This window comes from Singulisphaera acidiphila DSM 18658, assembly GCF_000242455.2.
Taxonomy (GTDB): domain Bacteria; phylum Planctomycetota; class Planctomycetia; order Isosphaerales; family Isosphaeraceae; genus Singulisphaera; species Singulisphaera acidiphila.
Window position 1 is genome coordinate 6,908,607 of the sequence record NC_019892.1, and the last position, 17,811, is coordinate 6,926,417.

The following is a 17,811-nucleotide window of genomic DNA, read 5'->3' on the forward strand; positions in this document are numbered from 1 at the left end:
CGCGAAAGACGCAATGGTCGGACGCTTGGCTCTCAATGGAATGAGCAGAGCGCTCTTTTCGGCGTTCGATTTTTCTTGGGCTCGGATTTCAGCCGGTTGTTCTCAGGCAAGTCCACACTCTCGTCACGCGAGCGAAGTGGGCCTCATTGATCGTGGGAGTGGAAACGATGCGAAGCCATGTGACCAAGCGATTCTTCGCCCTCTCGCTGGCACTTGCCGCCGCCGTGACCTCCCAGGGTGCCGGGCTCGCGGACCCGCTCTTGCGGCTGACGCCGCCCGATGCGGGGATCACCCTCGCCATTGAGGACCTTCGTGGCCATACCCAGGAATACCTGGCGTCGCCACTGGCGGGTCGGCTGGCACGCCTTCCTTTTGTGCGGTCCTGGATGGATTCTCCGCAAGTCGCTTCGTTCCAGGCAGCCAGACGGCAGATTGAAACCGTCCTTGGCACAACCTTGAAAAACGTTCGTGACGAACTTCTGGGAGATGCGGTTGTTTTGACGTTGTGGGTTCCTCCTCAAGGTAAGCAGGAGGAGGCGCGGGGGATGCTCCTGATCCGCGCGCGTGATCGAAAACTCCTCGGCCGCCTGATCGAAGGAATCAACGACTCTCAGACGAAAAAAGGCGAGTTGCTTCGGATTGTTGAGCGGACGCGGAATGGCATCTCCTACCAGGTCCGCGAGTTTGCCCCGCAAGCGAAGCGGCCGGCCGAGTATTACACGACACTCGCTGACCAGACCTTCGCCTGGTCGAACTCCGAGGAGTTGGTGCAGGGGGTGATCGATCGGAGCAAGGGGACGGAGCAGGGACTCAGTGACGTCCCCGGCTTCCGCCAGGTCCGCGAACGCCTTCCTCAGCGATGTCTGCTCAGCCTTTTCGTCAATCCGCGATTCCTCGAGATGCAAATCGCTGCCTCGCCGAAGCCCGCCAAACCCTTGGATGAACGACTGGCCGTGATGCTCAGTCGCTACGTCGATGCCCTGGAATACATCGGATGCGCAATCGAGTTGCGGGGAGCCTCCTCGGATCGGGGAGCGGGCATCATTCTCCACACCGAGGAAGGAATCAATCCCGACAAACTCCCGCTCTGGATGAAACGCTGGGCGGCTCGACCTTCCATCGACCCTCCCTTGGATCGCGTTCCCAATTCGGCGCTCGGGGTCGCTTCGGCTCATATCGACTTCGAGGCGCTCGAGGACGTGCTTCGCTCGATGACCCCCTCCTCCGGTCAGCGCAGGCTCGACAACCTCCTCCTCGGCCTGAGCGGAGTGATGCTTGGTCGTGACCTGAGGACGGAAATCCTTCCCAAGCTTGGGCCGGCCGTCTTTGCCTACCTCGCGACGACCGTGGATTCAGGACAAGGCCAAGGTTTCTCCTATGTACTGTCGGTCGCCCTGAAAGGGGAACCCGGTAAAAACGGGGTCGCCGCCGCGCTCGAGAATGGGTTGCGAACGTTTTTCGCCCTCTACGCGCTCGACGAGAAGCACGACCATGGACAACTCGAGGTTGAGTCTCGAGAGATCCAGGGAGTCTCAATCACGGCCCTCAGCCCGACCTCACCATTCGCATTCGCCTTCGGCCAGGGACGACTCGTGATCGGAGGGATCGCCGAGGCGGTCGCAGGGGCGATCCACTCCGAGGCGTCGACCAACCGACGCTTTTCCCAACTCAGGGCCACCTACTTTCCCCAGGCCGAGACTTTTCTCTGCATCGATCTGGAAAAAGTCCGGACCTTTGCCGAGAGCCACCGCACGGCCATCGCCCGTCGCCTCGCGTTGAGAAACGAGAAGACGGTCGAGAATGCGCAGCGTGAGCTCGATCTCGCTCTTGCCCTCATGGGTGAGTTCCGCGACCTGTTCGTGACAAGCGTCATTACTCCCGATGCCCGTTCCGCACACCGAATGCTCGGGCTGATTGCGCCGACCGAGTCTCCCGCCAAGCTGCCGTAAAGCGTCTTCTGTGGGACGCCAGCCTGTCTCAGTGTCTGTCTCGGAAGGTCAGGCTTCACCGGGAAAGGAAGGACGTTGGGGTGCTACGGGTTCGTACTCGGACCCCGTCCGCCCCAGGCCAAGGCATTCCCGTATGGGGTCCGAGTACGGAATCGCATGGCACCCGGAAGATCAGCAAACACTCCGGTGCAATTCGCCTTCGAGGACAGACTCAGAGGCGATCCGGTACTTGTAAGCGCGATCATGCGCCAGTGTCAGGTCTTCTGGCGCTTGAGGATCGCGGCGATCCAGTCCGGCGCGTAGAACGGCGTGCAGCCCTTCGGCACCGGCCGGTCGTCGATCAGGCCCCAGCGCGTGCCGATGTCGATCGCGCGCTGTCGGTGCTCCGGAAAGCGCACGCCGATCTCCACCAGGCACCGCATCATCGACTCCGCCTTCTTCACCGGAGCCGCCTTGCAACATGATTCGATCGTTTTCAGAATGTCGGCACACTCCCCGGTGACCAGCCGCTTGCCGAGGAGCTTCGCCACCAGCAGGTTCCAGCCCGCGCGCCCGGTCAACTCCTGCTTGGCGCCCACCCACTTCCGGCACAACTCGTCCGCGCAGGCCGACTCCGCGACGACCTTGTAGGTCAGCTCATCCACAAGCTGGAAGTCGGTGGCCGAAGCGAGCATCGCCGCGGCATCCGCGGCCGTGAGCCGGTCTGGCGCCATCACCATCGTGGCCAGGAGCATCGCATCGGTCCGCCCGGTGTCCCAGAGCGCGAGTGCGAGGGCATGGTCGGTCTTGAGCTTTTTGCCCAGCGCTCGCAGCGGCCCCATCATCACGCGCGCCTTGCCCGCCCCCAGGGCGTCGAGCTGTCCGAGCACATCCGCGAGCTTCATCGGTCTACCTTTCTTTCCGGTTCGATCGTTCTCAAAATCGCTTGGCTGGGTCGGTATCGGCGGCACAGCCGGGGCTGCGAGCGGTCCACGAGCTCGAGCGAGGCGATGATCGAGGTGAGTTTGATTTATCGCATGTTTATGCTGTTGAAACTGAATGAATCGAAGAAAGCCGTGCCGTTCAAATCCCGAAAACTCCAGGAAAACATTACCGGATAGCCTCTTATCGCCGGGACTACGGAGCGGGATCATCACGTCGAACCCAGAACCACCTACCACTCCCCCGGGGCCTCCGATGGCAATGGTCAATGAGGCCGAATCGCGACAAGGTGACCGCGGTTTGTTCGACGTGTGACGCGTTGCGTTCCCCTTTGTGTTTTTGATAGGATAGGGTACAAATCAGCACGTTACATGCAGGCCACAATGGTTTTCGGGTGGTTGCTTAATATGCGATACTCCTCCGGAGTGATATGGGGCCGGAGGATGGTGCTGAACCTGACACGGTCCTTCTGTGGGAAGGAAGACGCTGTCTTGACGAATCGTCTCCTCGCCACACCCTCCTCGATTCTGATCGGGTCCATCGCCGAGTGGGTCCACCTCCACAAGCGAGGCGGGTTCACGCGGTCGGCGGACTCGTGTGTTGTAGGGGACTGGTTGGCTTTTGTCACGCGTGTCACGCGTGACTTTCTACTGCACGCATGACACGCGGGCGGGCGCGTGACTTCTTCTGAAAGTAGCTTCTGCATTAGATTGTCACGCGTTCCTCCCGTGACAGTCCATATTCACCTTTCGTAGAAAAAGAGATTTTGTGAGCTAAAGAGTTCTTTTTCGGATTTGGGCCCAAGGTTATCCCGGTAATCTGGGTGGCCTTGCCTGAGAGGCTGCCCCCAAAAGGCGAATCCCACCGGAGTGTTTGCGGATCTTCCGGGTCCCATGAAGATGGAGACCAGGAAGGAGCGACTGGTCAACGTCCATCCCGGCCAAACTGTCCAAGCCGAAGGCTGAACCTAGGGCGATGGCGGTTGGCACCGTTCCTGCACGATGTGGAAGGATTGGCTTGAGGCCGGGAGGGTATCCCGCTCCTCATTTCCGAGGCCGATGGGGGCCAGAAACGCCAGGAGGACCAAGATGAGCATCGACCCAAGCCGTGAGACATTCGAGTCGATCTATGCCGGGAAGCCTCCCTGGGAAATTGGCAAGCCGCAACGGGCTTTCGTCGAGATCGCCGATCAGGTTACGGGGGCGGTCCTCGATGTGGGTTGCGGCACCGGGGAGAACGCCCTCTTCTTCGCCGAGCGGGGCCATCCCGTGCTGGGCATCGACTTTCTCGAACGCCCCGTAGAAGAGGCCAGGAGGAAGGCCAAGAGGCGTGGATTGCACGCCGAATTCGACTGCCGGGACGCCCTGACGCTGACGGAACTCAACCGCCAATTCGACAGCGTGGTCGACAGTGGCCTGTTCCACGTCTTCTCCGACGAGGATCGGGTCCGTTACGTCGCCGGGCTGGCCTCCGTGACCAAACCGGGAGGGCGGCTCTTCCTGCTCTGCTTCAGCGACGAGGAACCCGGCACCCTAGGCCCGAGACGTGTCTCCGAGCAGGAACTTCGGGACGCGTTTGCGGAGGGTTGGGCCGTGGAGGAGGTCCGAGCCACGAGGTTCGAGATCGCCCCCGATCTGAAGGACCTCTCGTTCAGCGAGGGGGGACCGAAGGCATGGTTCTCGGCGATGCGGAGACAAGGCTGACCGAATCGCCCAAGCGGCGTCTGGCCGAATCGCTCGGTCATTCGGAGTCGGGGGACGTCGCTGCTGCCAGACTCCGAATCGCCCACCTCGCGCTGACTTCTCGCATCCGTTTTTAATCCCCCTTCGACCTGTCAATGAAGCAAATGCAACCCGGCTTCGCGACGGTGGGCGTTGACCATTCCGAGAGCCCGAGGCTCGCCCTTGAGAAACTTTGTTAATTGAGAAGGCGTGCATGCGAGTGCCTCGGAGGCGGCCTTCACGTCCATTTTTTGAGCCACGAGTACGTCGAGGGTTTCCGCGAGGATCGATGGAAAATCGTCGTGGTCGAGGCTCACCGCGATTCGCCCGCCACGGCAGCGTGATTGCCAGAGAGGGCTCCGGCCTGCGCTGGGGTCGACCGGAAGGCGGACTTCGAGGGCGAGGTTGACGCGGAGTCGGAAGTAGGCGGTTCGGAGGTTCTCACCCTGAGTCCGGCGCTCACTGGCCTCGGCACCGATGCCAGTTGGGCGATGGAGGAGAACGACCGTCGTCTCGACCTTATTTCGATTCTGTCCCCCCGGCCCCGAACGACGGGTGCGCTTGGTTTCGCACTGAGAGGCGAGTTGGGCGACCTCCAATGAGGCCGGATGGAGGGGGGGCGCGCTCATTCTTCCACCCTGCCTGGTTCGATTCTCTTGCAGTAGACGATCAGGTCATCCCCATCCGCGTAGAAGTCGGCCAGCACGCTGGCCTGATGATAATCATGCTTCAGATAGAAGCGTCGTGTTGGTTCGTAGTGGGGAAGTGAGGAGGTTTCAATCAGGAGGAGTCGTCCCCCCTGCTGGCGGATGTCCTCCTCGACCCTAGCTAGCAACGCCGAGCCGATGCCCTGGACTTGCCGCCCTTTTTCGACGGCAATCCAGTAGAGATACCAGCCGCGATCCGTCATCGAGGCGGGAGCGTAGTACGCGAAGCCAAGCGGTCGGTCTTCCTGGCTGTAAGTGATACACCGGTGTCCATTTTCTCGTTCTTTGGCATAATAATCATCGAATACCTCGCGCAAGGCGACAATCTCATGGGGCTTAAAAACGTTTGTCGCTTGGGCAAGGTCGATCAGGGCTGAGATGTCTTCGGGGTCTGTGTTACGAATCATGGAGGCCTCTTCAGCAGATATCCGTTTCGGATGTATTGCGCTCAAGTGGGTGTGGCCAATAAGTGAGCAAGCGAGACCCTTGTGAACGGGTGGGATTTCGGGTTTACGATTCGACGCGCCGTTCCCGCGAAATCACCCCGTTCGCATCAATCCTATCACCGCGAAGGGAACCGTGAGGAGTAGGGAGACACGAGTGGGGCCCAGCGAATTGAAGTTCCTCCCGGTTTCTTGTAGTCATCGGATCTTCGTCCGTGTATAAAGAGGGGTACGCTTCTCAATCTCTCGACCGCATTTGCCTGGTCAGCTGACGGTTATCGAGAGGTTCGCTGACACTTCTTGCGGATCGCAGCGCAGGGTACTACTTGAATCGGGTCAACCGGGCGGGAAACGCTTATCGGTTGGCCCCAAGCTTCAATCAGGAGGGTTGTCCGGGTTCACCGAAGCCGGGAATGCCGGACTGGTCGTTGCCGACGGCAAGGACGTCGATGATTGTTTCAGGAGTTTCTGTGCCTATGACCCTATGAAGACCTTTGGAGTAAAGACGATGACATTCTTCGAGTCTGAGCGGGCCACCTACCATGCCAACTATGAGGCTCTGCTGGTCCATGAGGGCAAGTTCGTCGCCATCAAGGGGGAGACGATTGCAGGGGTGCGGCAGACCTACGACCAAGTGGTCGAACTGGGCTACGAGCGGTTCGGCCCTGTTCCATTTCTCGTGAAGCGAATCAGGCTCGAGGATGACACGACGTCGCACTTCATTCGGCCTTGAAGGAACATTCCTTCCGCATTTCGAGGTGGAAAGAGAGGAGACTTGGAGGGGACGCACCGGCTCTCCTTGGCGGCTGCGTTAAGCGACCAGTCCTTCGCGCTCTTGTCAATGTCCCGGCCGCCCGCTACCTTGGGCCTGGCGTTGAACGTCCATCCTTCGCGACGACTGTTGGCAAGCCTCCTTCCGCCTGTCACTCCACGATGATGAAACCGCCCGGCCGGACCTCGATACTCGCGACGACGCTCCGTCAGCGATTCGAAGCAATCAGCAGGCTGGGAAAGAAGCGATCGACGAAGCTCGCTCTTAAAACCCTCCTGGGCCTCCTCGTCCTCTGGACGGTCGGCCGGCATGTGCGCCTGACCTGGACTCGGCTCCACGAACAGGGCGGAGCATTGCGGGTCGAGCCCGCCTGGATTGTCGCCTCCATGGGGTTATACCTGGCGGGGCTGACCGTTTTTGGCGTCTTCTTCGATCGGGTCATGAAGGCCAGTCCAACCCCGGTTCGCCTCGGCCCGGCAGTGCGCGCGTACCTGATCAGCCACCTGGGCAAGTATGTTCCGGGCAAAGCGTTGGTGGTCGTCATGCGGGTGGGTCTGATGACGCCGTACGGCGCACGTGCGGCGACCGCCGCATTTGCGACGCTCTATGAGACCCTGGTCATGATGGCCGGGGGCGCGATCGTCGCTACCTTGGGATTTCTGGTGGCCCCTCTCGAGTGGTGGCCCGTCCTGATCGGCGCCTCGCTTTCGGTGGCGCTCTTGATCGTGGTGGATCCCAAGGTCTTCCCTAAGATCTCGGCGCTGGTGAGTGTACCGTTCAAAGGCGTCGGCCCCGACGCCCTTCCCCGGTTCTCGCGCCGGCTTTTGGCCGAAGGCTTGCTCTATGCGGTCGGGGGTTGGATCTTGCTGGGGTTCAGCCAGGTCGCCGTTGTCTACGCGGTGACGCCTGCCGGTGTCCCTGCCATGCGATGGCCTTTGGTCATCGGCAGCGTGGCCCTGGCGACGGTGGCTGGATTTGCGGTGGCGATCTTGCCAGGGGGGCTGGGAGTGAGAGAGGGTTTTTTGATGGCGACACTCCAGCCTGCTCTCGGAGCCGATACGGCGGTTGTTGCCGCACTTGCCCTACGGCTGACTTGGTTGATCGGTGAGCTCCTTGTCGCTGCGGTCCTTTCTCTTGTTCGCCCGAGAATTCCCGCGGTTGTCCTGACCGAGGTTCCCGTTTCATGATCAGCTTCGTCGTGCCGGTCCATAACGAAGGCGAGAGCCTGGCCACTCTCCACGAAGAGCTGAGCCAGGTCGTGGAGTCCAAGGCGCTCGGCGACGTCGAGTTCCTTTTCATTGACGACGGAAGCCGCGATAACACCTGGGACGTGATCCTCAAGCTGTCGGGAGTCGACCCGAGGGTCCACGCCATCCGCTTCCGACGCAACTTCGGCAAGGCCGCCGCGCTGACCGCCGGGTTCGAGGCTGCGCGGGGCGAGATCGTGTTCACGCTCGATGGCGACCTTCAGGACGACCCGGCCGAGGTCCCTCGCTTTCTCGAAAAGCTCGACCAGGGCCTTGATGTCGTCAGTGGCTGGAAGCGGCGTCGTTATGATCCTTGGCACAAGGTGGGGCCAAGTCGCATTTTCAATGCGATGGTCAGTTCGCTGACCGGCTGCCGACTCCACGACCATAACTGCGGGTTCAAGGTGTACCGGCACCAGGTACTGGCCGAAGTCGGCATCTATGGTGAACTGCACCGATTCGTCCCCGTTCTGGCCCACGCACGTGGATTTCGCGTGGGGGAGATCGAGGTGAATCACCGTCCGCGCCAGTTTGGATCTTCCAAGTACGGCGTGACGCGAATGCTCAAGGGGCTACTTGACCTGCTGACGGTGCGGTTTCTCACCCGGTTTAGCCAGCGTCCGCTCCATGTTCTGGGGGGGATGGGCATGGGCCTCCTCTTGCTGGGTGGGATCGGGCTCACCTATCTCGCTTTCCTCTGGCTCGTGGGTGACGGGCCGATCGGTCAACGACCGCTCCTCGTTTACTCGAGCACGTTGGTGGGTGTGGGAGCGCAGTTCTTCTGCCTCGGGATCTTGGCCGAGCTGGTCACCTCGTACAGCATCCGGGCTGAGGATACGTTTAGTATTTCCGAACAAATTGGTCCGCGCAACGGCCCCGGTGCCGAGAAAACAGAGGGTCCGCGATGAGGACGGCTGAGTTCGGGGACGGAATGGAGGCGACGCCGGTTCGCTCTCAGGCCCGACAGTTCGTGGCCCTGATCGTGATCACGGTGGCCACCGCCCAGGCGCTCGGCCTGGCTCTGAAATCCCCGACGCAGCTCGGGGCCAACGATATCTCGCGCTGGTCGACCGTCTGGAGCTTGGTGGAACGGGGTACCTACGCGATCGATGACTGCCCCTGGCAGGACAAGACCCAGGACAAGGTTCTCAAGCCCGACAAGCTCGCCAAGCCAGGGCCGACCAGCTCCTGGCTCAACCGGGTCGAGTACACATTCGCCCCCCGATCGTGGAAGGTGGGCGAGCCGGTCGATCACTTCTATTCGAGTAAGCCCCCGCTCCTGCCGACCATGATGGCCGGCTTACTCTACCCCATCCGGCATGCGCTTGGGGTTCCGCTCGACAAGGTCGTGGAGCAGAAACGACTGCCGCGCTGGGTTGAGAAAGAGGTTGTGGGACCGCCTCGCAAGATCGAGCATGTGCTCGAGACCCCCCCGGAGACGGTCAAATGGCCCGTCTACGTCTTCTATTTCAAGCCGCTCATCGTGCTCTTGAATGTGGTGCCGCTCTGGATCTTTCTCGTCCTCTATGCGCGTCTTCTCGACCGGATCGCGCCCAACGACTGGGCCTGGTTCCTCTGCCTGTTCGGCGCGGCCTGGGGATCGTTCCTCTTTGCGTTCGACCAGACCCTGAACAATCACACGATCGCCGCCTCGAGCGCCTTTTTCGCAATCTACGCCTTGATTCGGATCTGGGAGCAAGAGGAGCCCTCCGCCACCTGGTTTGCAGTGGCCGGCTTCTTCGCCGCCTTCACGGCCTGTAACGAACTGCCCGCCGCGCTCTTTGGGATTCTCCTCTTCCTGATGCTCCTGGTGCGACATCCCAGACGCACCCTCTTCGTCTTCCTTCCGGCGGCCCTGATCCCTTGCATCGCGTTCCTGGCGACGCAGTACCTCGCTTTCGGCCAGTTCAAGCCGGTCTATGAGGAGTTCGGGACGAAGAGCTACCAGTATGAAGGGAGCTACTGGAACACACCACTCGAGATGGATTGGTTCAACGTCCATCCCGAACCGTACTCGGTCTATCTGCTCCATATGACGTTTGGCCATCACGGCGTTTTCTCGCTGACTCCCCTGTTTCTCTTCTCGGCCCTTGGCCTGGTCCGTTCGCTCTGGACCCGCAGCTCGATTCGCTCCCTCGCCTGGCTGACCTTGCTGCTCTCCGTCTCGCTCTTCGCCGTCTATCTGTTCAATCCGAAGGCGAGGAACTACGGCGGTTCGACTCAGGGCTTGCGCTGGCTGTTCTGGCTGATCCCCTTCTGGTTCGTGTTCCTTCCCAAGGGCGTCGAGGGAGGAGAGGAGCGGCGCTGGGTCCGGGTACTCACGCTGGCGGCGCTGCTGGTCTCGGTGTTCTCCGTTGGCTATGCCATGCGGGCACCGTGGAGTCATCCCTGGATCCTGGATGCGCTCGAGCATCTCAATTTGTATTCGCTTCAGCGCTAGCTCGACGGAACTTCGCCCTGCATTTGCCTGCAACCGGCTTGAAGCCATCGCTTCAGCCGGTTGTCAGCGCATGCACACGACTCGGGCCAGTTCTCTCAGATCGAGGTCGCAGGCGAACCTGTGACGAGAAAGGGATGAGGTCGAACCGTTTGTGAAGGCGGCTACCAGTTCAATGGGCTCGGCCACAAACAGCGCCCCGGCGCGATACCCCGTTGCATCCGTGCGCCAAGTTGTCTATCCTGATTTCCTACTCTACTCACGAGAGTGTCATGACACGAAGTGAGGGAAGGGCGAGTGGGTGGGGTCGTGCGAGGCTCCCACTCGCCCCTTGGCGGTTGGTCGCATCAGCGCAAGGCTGATGTACCGTCACCATTAGGGTGGATCGTTGGTGTGACAGGTGGTGTGAGAAGGGCGAGTGGGAGGGGTCGTGCGAGGCTACCCACTCGCCCCTTGGCGGTTAGTCGCATCAGCGCGAGTCTGATGTGGCCGTCGCCATTAGGGTGGTTCGTTGGTTTATTCCGTAAGAAAAATCATTGTTGATTTCACTGTAAAACCAATCGTTGTGACGATAAGCGACTCCCCGTCGTGGTCGTTTTCGATGTCGTAAGCATTCAACGCAAACGCAGTGCCAGAGATTACTGGCCCGCAAAGACTGTGGTTTGCCTTCGGCTGCAAGTGCTATCCCTAACTCGGTTTACGTTTTGAGCTGACGCTGTTCGAAGCCGTGGATTGACGTTTTGATCGGGTTTCGGCGGTTCTCCGAACCCGGCCACACGACCACTTTGTGGGCATCTCAGGCCTATCCAACGTGCACGGCCCTTTCGCCGGAGGGGATCTCCTCCTCAAAAGGGAACCGGCCGATGCCACTTCTTTTGATTGCTACACGCAATCGTCCAGCCAGGACGGTGTGTGGGCTTGCATGGCCTTGCGCCTGACATCGACCCTGGGCCTGCGACTGCGGAACGAACCACGGTTGCCATTCTTCGAAAAGTGGCCCGATGGTGACTGGGTATGAACTCCTCGGCGGGCTGTGGGGTGTGGCCCACATTCGGACTGACTGGCGGACGGTACTCGGACTCTGTTGGTGCGAAGGCCAGAAGTCCAGGGTCTGAGTCCGGACCCGAAAAGTGAGTCGCTCTTCGCCACGATGACGCGGTCGCATCGGTGAGCGATCGTTGCGTTGCGGTTAGCCTTCGACTGAAAAAAAGGAGTCAAGCGAGCTCGTCTATCGGATGAGACCGTGCGCTTCAAGGTTAGGGAGCATCGTGCAGATTGCCAGGTCGGGCCTTGCATGATGCACGATCCACGCCGTGTTGGCTTTGCAGGAAGATGCGAGCTACCTTGTTACAAATCATTTATGTTGAAAGTGATAAGACTAATCGCAATGCGATGGACCGCCATTTGCTTAGTTCTCGAGGCGTGACGTCCCCCGGCGGATGCTCTCCAACGAGAGAGAGGCCGGAGTCCACGGAGTCGCGACGACGAACCCTTGTTATGAGGAAATCCATGGCTTTTGCCACGTTTGCGCTGGGGATGGCGATCTTCGCCCTGTTCTTCGGTCTGGTCGCGGCCTGCGATCGGCTTTGACCCCAACGACTTCGGAGACGGATCCGTGCTTTACCTAACCGCATTTCTGACCGTGATGGCTTTGGTGTACCTGGTGTTCGCCATGCTCCGGCCCGAATCCTTCTGATTCTGCATTCACGATCGGAGACTTGACCCGTGGGATCCTCGATGCTCTGGATTCACCCGTTCTGGGCGTTCCTCCTGCCGATCGCGGCTTCGCTCCCGATCGGTTGGTCCATGTTTCGCACGCTGGACGTGCCGACCGACCGCGCTGGTCGCGGCCTTGATGCGCTGCCGATGTTTCTCTGCCGTCTGATCGGACGTCGTGAGCCGGCCCGCATGGACTGGAAAAAATATGCCGTCGCGTTTATCGTCTTCAACCTTGCGCTCTTTATCCTGACTTTCGGCTTGCTCTATGCCCAGCCACGGATGCCGTTGAACCCCGATGGCAAAGGCTCGCTCGGCGCACTCGGTTATAAGGACACCGCGGGCGTCGATCACCCGGGGGCGGATACCGCGGTCGTTTTCAACACCGTCTGCTCGTTCGTGACCAACACGAACCTCCAGCACTACGCGGGCGAGCAGAACCTGTCCTACTTCAGCCAGCTCGCCTGCATCGTCTGGCTGATGTTCGTCACTCCGGCGGCCGGCCTCGCCGTCATGCTGGCGACCCTCCGTGGCCTTCGGGGAGACTCGCACCTGGGCGACTTCTACGCCGACCTGATGCGGAGCCTGGTTTACGTTTTCATGCCCTACTGCTTTCTCGTGGCCATCCTGCTGGTCGGCAGTGGCGTGCCGATGACGTTCCAGCCGGCCGCTCAGGCGACGACTCTTGACGGTCTGGCCACCAAGATGGAAACGCAGACGATCGCCCGCGGGCCGGTGGCGGCCTTGGTGGCGATCAAGCAATCCGGGACCAACGGCGGTGGATTCTTCGGGCCCAACTCGACCCATCCCTTCGAGAACCCGACGCCTTGGAGCAACATGCTAGGGGTCGTCTCGATCATCGTGCTGCCGATGGCCTCGCTTATCATGGCTGGGCTCATGCTCAAGAACATGCGGCACGCGGTCGTCATCTTCAGCGTCATGCTCTTGTTGCTCTTCTCCGGGTTGGTCGTGGCGGTCTGGGCCGAATCCTACCCGAGCGCGGCCACTCAGGGACTCCCGGTGGTGCGCGGGCCGAACATGGAGGGCAAAGAGGTGAGGCTGGGGCCGGTGGCGGCGGCCACCTGGGCCGCGATCACGACCGCGACCTCCAACGGTTCGGTCAATAGCATGCACGACAGCTTGAATCCGATCGCCGGCATGGTCCCAATGGCGTTGATGATGCTCAACGTCGTCTTCAGCGGGATCGGCGCTGGGTTCGAGAATATGCTGATGTACGTCATCGTTGCCGTCTTCCTCGCCGGCCTGATGGTCGGGCGGACCCCCGAGTATCTCGGCAAGAAGGTCGAGGCCAAGGAGGTCAAGCTGGCGATGATCGCGATCCTGTTCCACCCGCTCCTGATCTGCGCCGGGGCCGGACTCTTCGCGGCGACGGATTGGGGGGCCAAGACGGTGGCCAACCCCGGCTCGCACGGCTTCAGCGAGATTCTCTACGAGTTCGACTCGGCGGCTGCCAACAACGGTTCGGGGTTTGAAGGGCTGGGGGACAACAATCCTCCCTGGAACATCGCCACCGGAGTCGTCCTGCTCTTGGGCCGGTTTCCCGCCTTGATCTTGCCCCTGGCCTTGGCCGGTTCGCTCGCCGTCAAGAAGCGTGTGCCCGAGACGATCGGCACCTTGCGGGTCGACAACCTGACCTTTGCCGGAATGCTCCTGGGGACCGTCCTGCTCGTCGGCGCGCTCTCGTTCATGCCCGCGGTGGTCCTGGGGCCGGTGGCCGACCAACTCGCCGCCGTTCCCAAGTGACCAACCAAAGGGGGAACGGATCTGCCCTGGCCGATCCCTTTTGACATGATCCGTGGTCCGCTTGTCCGTGAAATCCCTAAGCACACACATTTGCCTGTTCAGGAATGAATCCGATGAGCACAGAGACCGAGGTTGGCTTGCCCCAGCGGGCGACTTCCGATGCGCAAGCGTTTAAGCTTCAGCGCCGCCATGCGCGGCGACTCCGCCTGTTCGAGCCCTCCCTGGTTCGGATGGCGACCCGGCAGTCGTTCATCATGCTCGACCCGCGGAACATGATGCGGAACCCGGTCATGTTCCTGGTCGAAGTCGGCACGGTCCTGACGGCGATCGCCACCCTGCTTTCCATCGCGCACGGTGCCCCCTTCGGCCTGATCGTCTACCAGGCGGCGCTCACCGTGCTGCTCTTGCTGACAGTGCTCTTCGCCAACTTCGCTGAGGCGTTGGCCGAGGCCCGCGGCAAGGCGCAGGCGGATAGTTTGCGGGCCACCCGCAAGGATACACCGGCCTATCGTCTGGACGGACGCGACTCACACACCGGCCGGATCGTCTCCTCGACGCAGCTTCGGACCGGCGATTACATCGTGGTCGAAGCCGGTCAGGTCATCCCCGCCGACGGCGAGGTCGTCGAAGGCGTGGCTTCGGTCGACGAGTCGGCGATCACCGGCGAGAGCGCCCCGGTCATTCGCGAAGCGGGGGGCGACCACTCGGGAGTCACCGGTGGCACCCGCGTTCTCTCCGACCGAATCGTCATCGAGATCACGTCCGACCCCGGTCAGAGTTTCCTCGACCGGATGATCGCCCTGGTCGAGGGGGCAACTCGTCAGAAGTCGCCCAATGAGATTGCGCTGACGATCGTGCTGGCCGCCTTCTCTTTGATCTTCCTGATCGTGACCGCCACGCTCTATCCGATGGCACGTTATTTCGACCTGACGCTCGACATTCCGACTCTGATCGCGCTCTTAGTCTGCCTGATCCCGACCACAATCGGCGCCTTGCTGGCGGCGATCGGCATCGCCGGCATGGATCGCGCTCTGGAGGCCAACATCATCGCCAAGAGCGGGAAGGCGGTCGAGCTGGCGGGCGACATCGATACGCTCCTCCTGGACAAGACGGGGACGATCACCATCGGCAATCGCAAGGCGACCCAGTTCGTCGCTCTGGGGGGGGCGTCGGCCCGCGACGTGGCCCGGATCGGCGGCCTGTCCTCAATGGCCGACCTGACCCCCGAAGGAAAGAGCATCCTCGAACTCGCGCGGCAGCAGGCCGCCATCGATGGCGAAGCACCGGCCGGTGCCTCGTTCGTCGACTTCACGGCCCAGACCCGGATGAGTGGTGTCGACCTCGCCGGTGGGTCGCGGCTCCGCAAGGGGGCTCCCGACACCGTGGCCAAATACGTCTGCGACCAAGGGGGGGAGATCCCCGACGGCTATCAACGCACCGTCGATGCGATCGCTTCCAGTGGCGCAACCCCCTTGGCCGTTGCCGAGGACGATCGAATCGTCGGTGTCGTCAAGCTTGAAGATATTCTTAAGCCCGGCATTCACGAGCGGTTTGCCCGGCTCCGACAGATGGGCTTACGCGTGGTCATGGTCACCGGCGACAACCCGCTGACCGCCAAGGCGATCGCGGAGGAGGCAGGGGTCGACGACTACATTGCCCAGGCCACTCCCGAGGCCAAGCTCGCCTACATCCGCAACGAACAGCATGGGGGCAAGCTCGTCGCCATGATGGGCGACGGTACCAACGACGCCCCCGCACTGGCCCAGGCGGACATCGGGGTGGCGATGAACTCGGGGACCCAGGCCGCCAAGGAGGCCGGCAATATGGTCGACCTCGATAGCGACCCCACCAAACTCATCGAGGTCGTCGAGATCGGCAAGCAACTTCTGATGACGCGAGGGGCTTTGACCACGTTCTCGATCGCCAACGACCTGGCGAAGTACTTCGCCGTCATCCCAGCGATGTTCATTGCCACGCTCCCTCAGCTTAAAGTCCTTGACGTCATGGGGCTGGCCACCAAGGGCGGGACGTATTCGGCGATCCTCGCGGCGGTCATCTTCAATGCGATCATCATTCCGCTCCTGATCCCGATCGCACTCAAGGGGGTGACCTATCGCCCGGTCGGCGCCGCCGCTCTGCTCCGTGGCAACCTGCTTTACTACGGCTTGGGCGGCGTGATTGCACCCTTCATCGGTATCAAGCTGATCGACGTCATGATCGACCCCTTGCTGGCTGTCGTCGGAATTGCCTGAACCGGAGCGAGACTTCGCAGTCGATGCCAACAAATGCCTAAGTTCAAGACAAGTAAGAGGATGGAAACCCGATGTTCCGCGAGATTCTGAATGCCTTGGCCGCCTGCCTTGTGACCTTCGCTCTCTGCTCGGTCGCCTACCCGGCGGCCGTCTGGGGTGTGGCGTGGCTCGCCTTCCCTCACCAGGCGGGGGGGAGCCTGATCGAACGCGACGGCAAAGTGATCGGGTCGGAGCTGATCGCCCAGCCGTTCGTCTCCGACAAATACGTGCATCCCCGCCCCTCGGCGGTCGACTATAAAGGCGACGCAGCGGGCGGTTCGAACCTGGGGACCAAAAACCCTGACCTGCGTGCGAAGGTCGCCGAGCGCGCCAAAGCCCTCAATGCCAATGAAGAGAACCCGGCCCCGACGGACCTGGTGTCGGCCTCGGGTGGAGGTTTGGACCCGGACATCAGCCTCGAGGCGGCGCAATATCAGGCGGCCCGCGTGGCCGGAGCGCGGGGACTCTCCGTCGAGCGCGTCCGCGATCTGATCGACAAGCAGACGGTCCGGTCCGGGGCCATGATCGGTGCGCCACCACGGATCAACGTCCTTCAGCTCAATCTCGCTTTGGATGCTGCCGAGACGACCGCGCCGAATCGTTGATTCAGCGAGTTTTGTTGAGGATCGGCTCTTGGTGGGCGGCCCACCGAGGCGACGCAGGATTCCCACCCACGATCGGCGTCCAGCGGGATTCAAGCTTTATGTCCACGCTCGAACCGGGCCGTCCTAGCCCTGAGCACTTCCTCAATTTGATTCGCCGCCAGGAGCGGGGTCGGCTCAAGGTCTACCTCGGCTCGGCGGCTGGCGTCGGCAAGACTTACTCCATGCTCCGCGAGGGGCAGCGGCTCAAGAAACAAGGCGTCGATGTCGCCATCGGCATCGTCGAGACCCATGGCCGCGTCGAAACGGCGGAGCAACTGGGCGACCTCGAAATCATTCCACCCGTGGTGATCGAATACCGCGGTGTGACCTTGCGCGAGATGGACCTCGACGGCATCCTGGCGCGACGGCCGACCGTCTGCCTCGTCGACGAATTGGCGCATACCAATGCGCCGGGCAGCCGGCATGGCAAACGCTACCAGGATGTCGAGGAGTTGCTCCGCGTCGGGATCCACGTGATCACCACGGTCAACATCCAGCATCTGGAGAGCCTCTACGACGAGGTGGAGCGTGTCACCGGCGTCAAAGTCAAGGAACGCTTGCCGGATAGCGTCCTGGGCGAGGCCGACCAGATCGTCAACGTCGACATCTCGGCCGAGGATCTCCTGGAACGGCTCAATGCCGGCAAGGTCTACCCGCCAGAGCGTGCCGAACGGGCGCTTGAGAACTTTTTCACCTCGGCCAACCTGACACGGCTCCGCGAGTTCACGCTGGCGGAAATGGCCCACCTGATCGACCGCCGGACTCGCCGGACCGAGGCCGATCGCTCCCAGGCGTCGGCGACGGAGCGGGTGATGGTGGGCATGTCGAGCCGAAGCCCCAACGCCCCCGCCCTGATGCGCAAGGCCGCGCGATTGGCCGACCGGCTCAACGCCCCTTGGTACGCCGTCTACATCCAGACCCCGGCCGAGGACCTCACCCGGATCGACGCCGCCACCCAGCGCGTCCTGGGCAAGAACCTCGAGCTGGCCCAGCAATTGGGCGGCATCCCGATGACGTTCCGCGGCAAGGATGTGGCCAGCACGATCTCGGCCTTCGCGCACGAGTACGGTATCAAAGTGATCATCGTGGGCAAAACCAATCAGCCCTGGCACCGTCGCCTCTTGCGTGGATCCATTTTGGAGCAGATCCTGAATCAGTCCGAGGGTGTGGATGTGATGGTCGTGGATGTCTGAACGGAA

The 17,811-nt window shown here is 61.6% G+C and carries 13 protein-coding genes; 10 read left to right on the top strand and 3 right to left on the bottom strand.

Translation table 11 applies throughout. The features are described 5' to 3' along the window. Positions 1 to 167: 167 nt before the first annotated feature. Positions 168 to 1,949, top strand: a complete 1,782-nt coding sequence (locus tag SINAC_RS27105) for a hypothetical protein (RefSeq protein WP_015248765.1) — start codon at positions 168 to 170, stop codon at positions 1,947 to 1,949. A gap of 254 nt (positions 1,950 to 2,203) precedes the next feature. Here SINAC_RS27105 and SINAC_RS27110 read toward each other — a convergent pair whose 3' ends face one another. Next, a complete protein-coding gene (locus SINAC_RS27110; RefSeq protein WP_015248766.1) occupies positions 2,204 to 2,833 on the bottom strand; it encodes a DNA alkylation repair protein in 630 nt (209 codons plus the stop codon). Between the two features lie 1,125 nt (positions 2,834 to 3,958). Here SINAC_RS27110 and SINAC_RS27120 point away from each other — a divergent pair. Further along, the gene (locus SINAC_RS27120) at positions 3,959 to 4,573 is read left to right on the top strand and encodes a class I SAM-dependent methyltransferase (protein ID WP_015248768.1); all 615 of its coding nucleotides are present in this window, start codon (positions 3,959 to 3,961) and stop codon (positions 4,571 to 4,573) included. Positions 4,574 to 4,704: 131 nt separating this feature from the next. Here the strand turns inward: SINAC_RS27120 and SINAC_RS27125 are convergent, their stop codons facing one another. Further along, on the bottom strand, positions 4,705 to 5,220 hold the full coding sequence (locus tag SINAC_RS27125) for a peptide chain release factor family protein (RefSeq protein ID WP_015248770.1): 516 nt from the start codon (positions 5,218 to 5,220) through the stop codon (positions 4,705 to 4,707). Continuing rightward, positions 5,217 to 5,705: a GNAT family N-acetyltransferase gene (locus SINAC_RS27130; protein WP_015248771.1), complete on the bottom strand. Its 489-nt coding sequence runs from the start codon at positions 5,703 to 5,705 to the stop codon at positions 5,217 to 5,219. Before SINAC_RS27130 ends, SINAC_RS27125 begins: the two co-directional genes overlap by 4 nt. Positions 5,706 to 6,249: 544 nt before the next feature. On the opposite strand from SINAC_RS27130, the gene SINAC_RS27135 reads away from it, so the two are divergent. The 8 genes from SINAC_RS27135 to SINAC_RS27170 all read left to right on the top strand — a co-directional run bounded on the left by SINAC_RS27135 (position 6,250) and on the right by SINAC_RS27170 (position 17,805). Beyond that, positions 6,250 to 6,474 carry a hypothetical protein gene (locus SINAC_RS27135; protein WP_015248772.1) on the top strand — a complete coding sequence of 75 codons (225 nt, stop codon included), beginning with the start codon at positions 6,250 to 6,252 and terminating at the stop codon, positions 6,472 to 6,474. A 200-nt stretch (positions 6,475 to 6,674) separates the two neighbouring features. Beyond that, positions 6,675 to 7,700, top strand: a complete 1,026-nt coding sequence (locus tag SINAC_RS27140; protein WP_015248773.1) for a lysylphosphatidylglycerol synthase domain-containing protein — start codon at positions 6,675 to 6,677, stop codon at positions 7,698 to 7,700. Next, complete coding sequence (locus tag SINAC_RS27145) at positions 7,697 to 8,668, top strand: glycosyltransferase family 2 protein (protein ID WP_015248774.1); 972 nt, start codon at positions 7,697 to 7,699, stop codon at positions 8,666 to 8,668. Before SINAC_RS27140 ends, SINAC_RS27145 begins: the two co-directional genes overlap by 4 nt. Beyond that, positions 8,665 to 10,200, top strand: coding sequence for a hypothetical protein (locus SINAC_RS27150; RefSeq protein ID WP_015248775.1), 1,536 nt, complete (start codon positions 8,665 to 8,667; stop codon positions 10,198 to 10,200). The genes SINAC_RS27145 and SINAC_RS27150 overlap by 4 nt, the downstream gene beginning before the upstream one ends. 1,734 nt (positions 10,201 to 11,934) lie before the next feature. Continuing rightward, on the top strand, positions 11,935 to 13,677 hold the full coding sequence (gene kdpA, locus SINAC_RS27155; RefSeq protein ID WP_015248776.1) for a potassium-transporting ATPase subunit KdpA: 1,743 nt from the start codon (positions 11,935 to 11,937) through the stop codon (positions 13,675 to 13,677). A 113-nt stretch (positions 13,678 to 13,790) separates the two neighbouring features. Further along, the gene (gene kdpB / locus SINAC_RS27160; protein ID WP_015248777.1) at positions 13,791 to 15,929 is read left to right on the top strand and encodes a potassium-transporting ATPase subunit KdpB; all 2,139 of its coding nucleotides are present in this window, start codon (positions 13,791 to 13,793) and stop codon (positions 15,927 to 15,929) included. A gap of 71 nt (positions 15,930 to 16,000) precedes the next feature. After that, positions 16,001 to 16,573, top strand: coding sequence for a potassium-transporting ATPase subunit KdpC (gene kdpC, locus SINAC_RS27165; protein WP_015248778.1), 573 nt, complete (start codon positions 16,001 to 16,003; stop codon positions 16,571 to 16,573). A 98-nt stretch (positions 16,574 to 16,671) separates the two neighbouring features. Then, the gene (locus tag SINAC_RS27170) at positions 16,672 to 17,805 is read left to right on the top strand and encodes a sensor protein KdpD (protein WP_015248779.1); all 1,134 of its coding nucleotides are present in this window, start codon (positions 16,672 to 16,674) and stop codon (positions 17,803 to 17,805) included. The last annotated feature ends 6 nt before the right edge of the window (positions 17,806 to 17,811 follow it).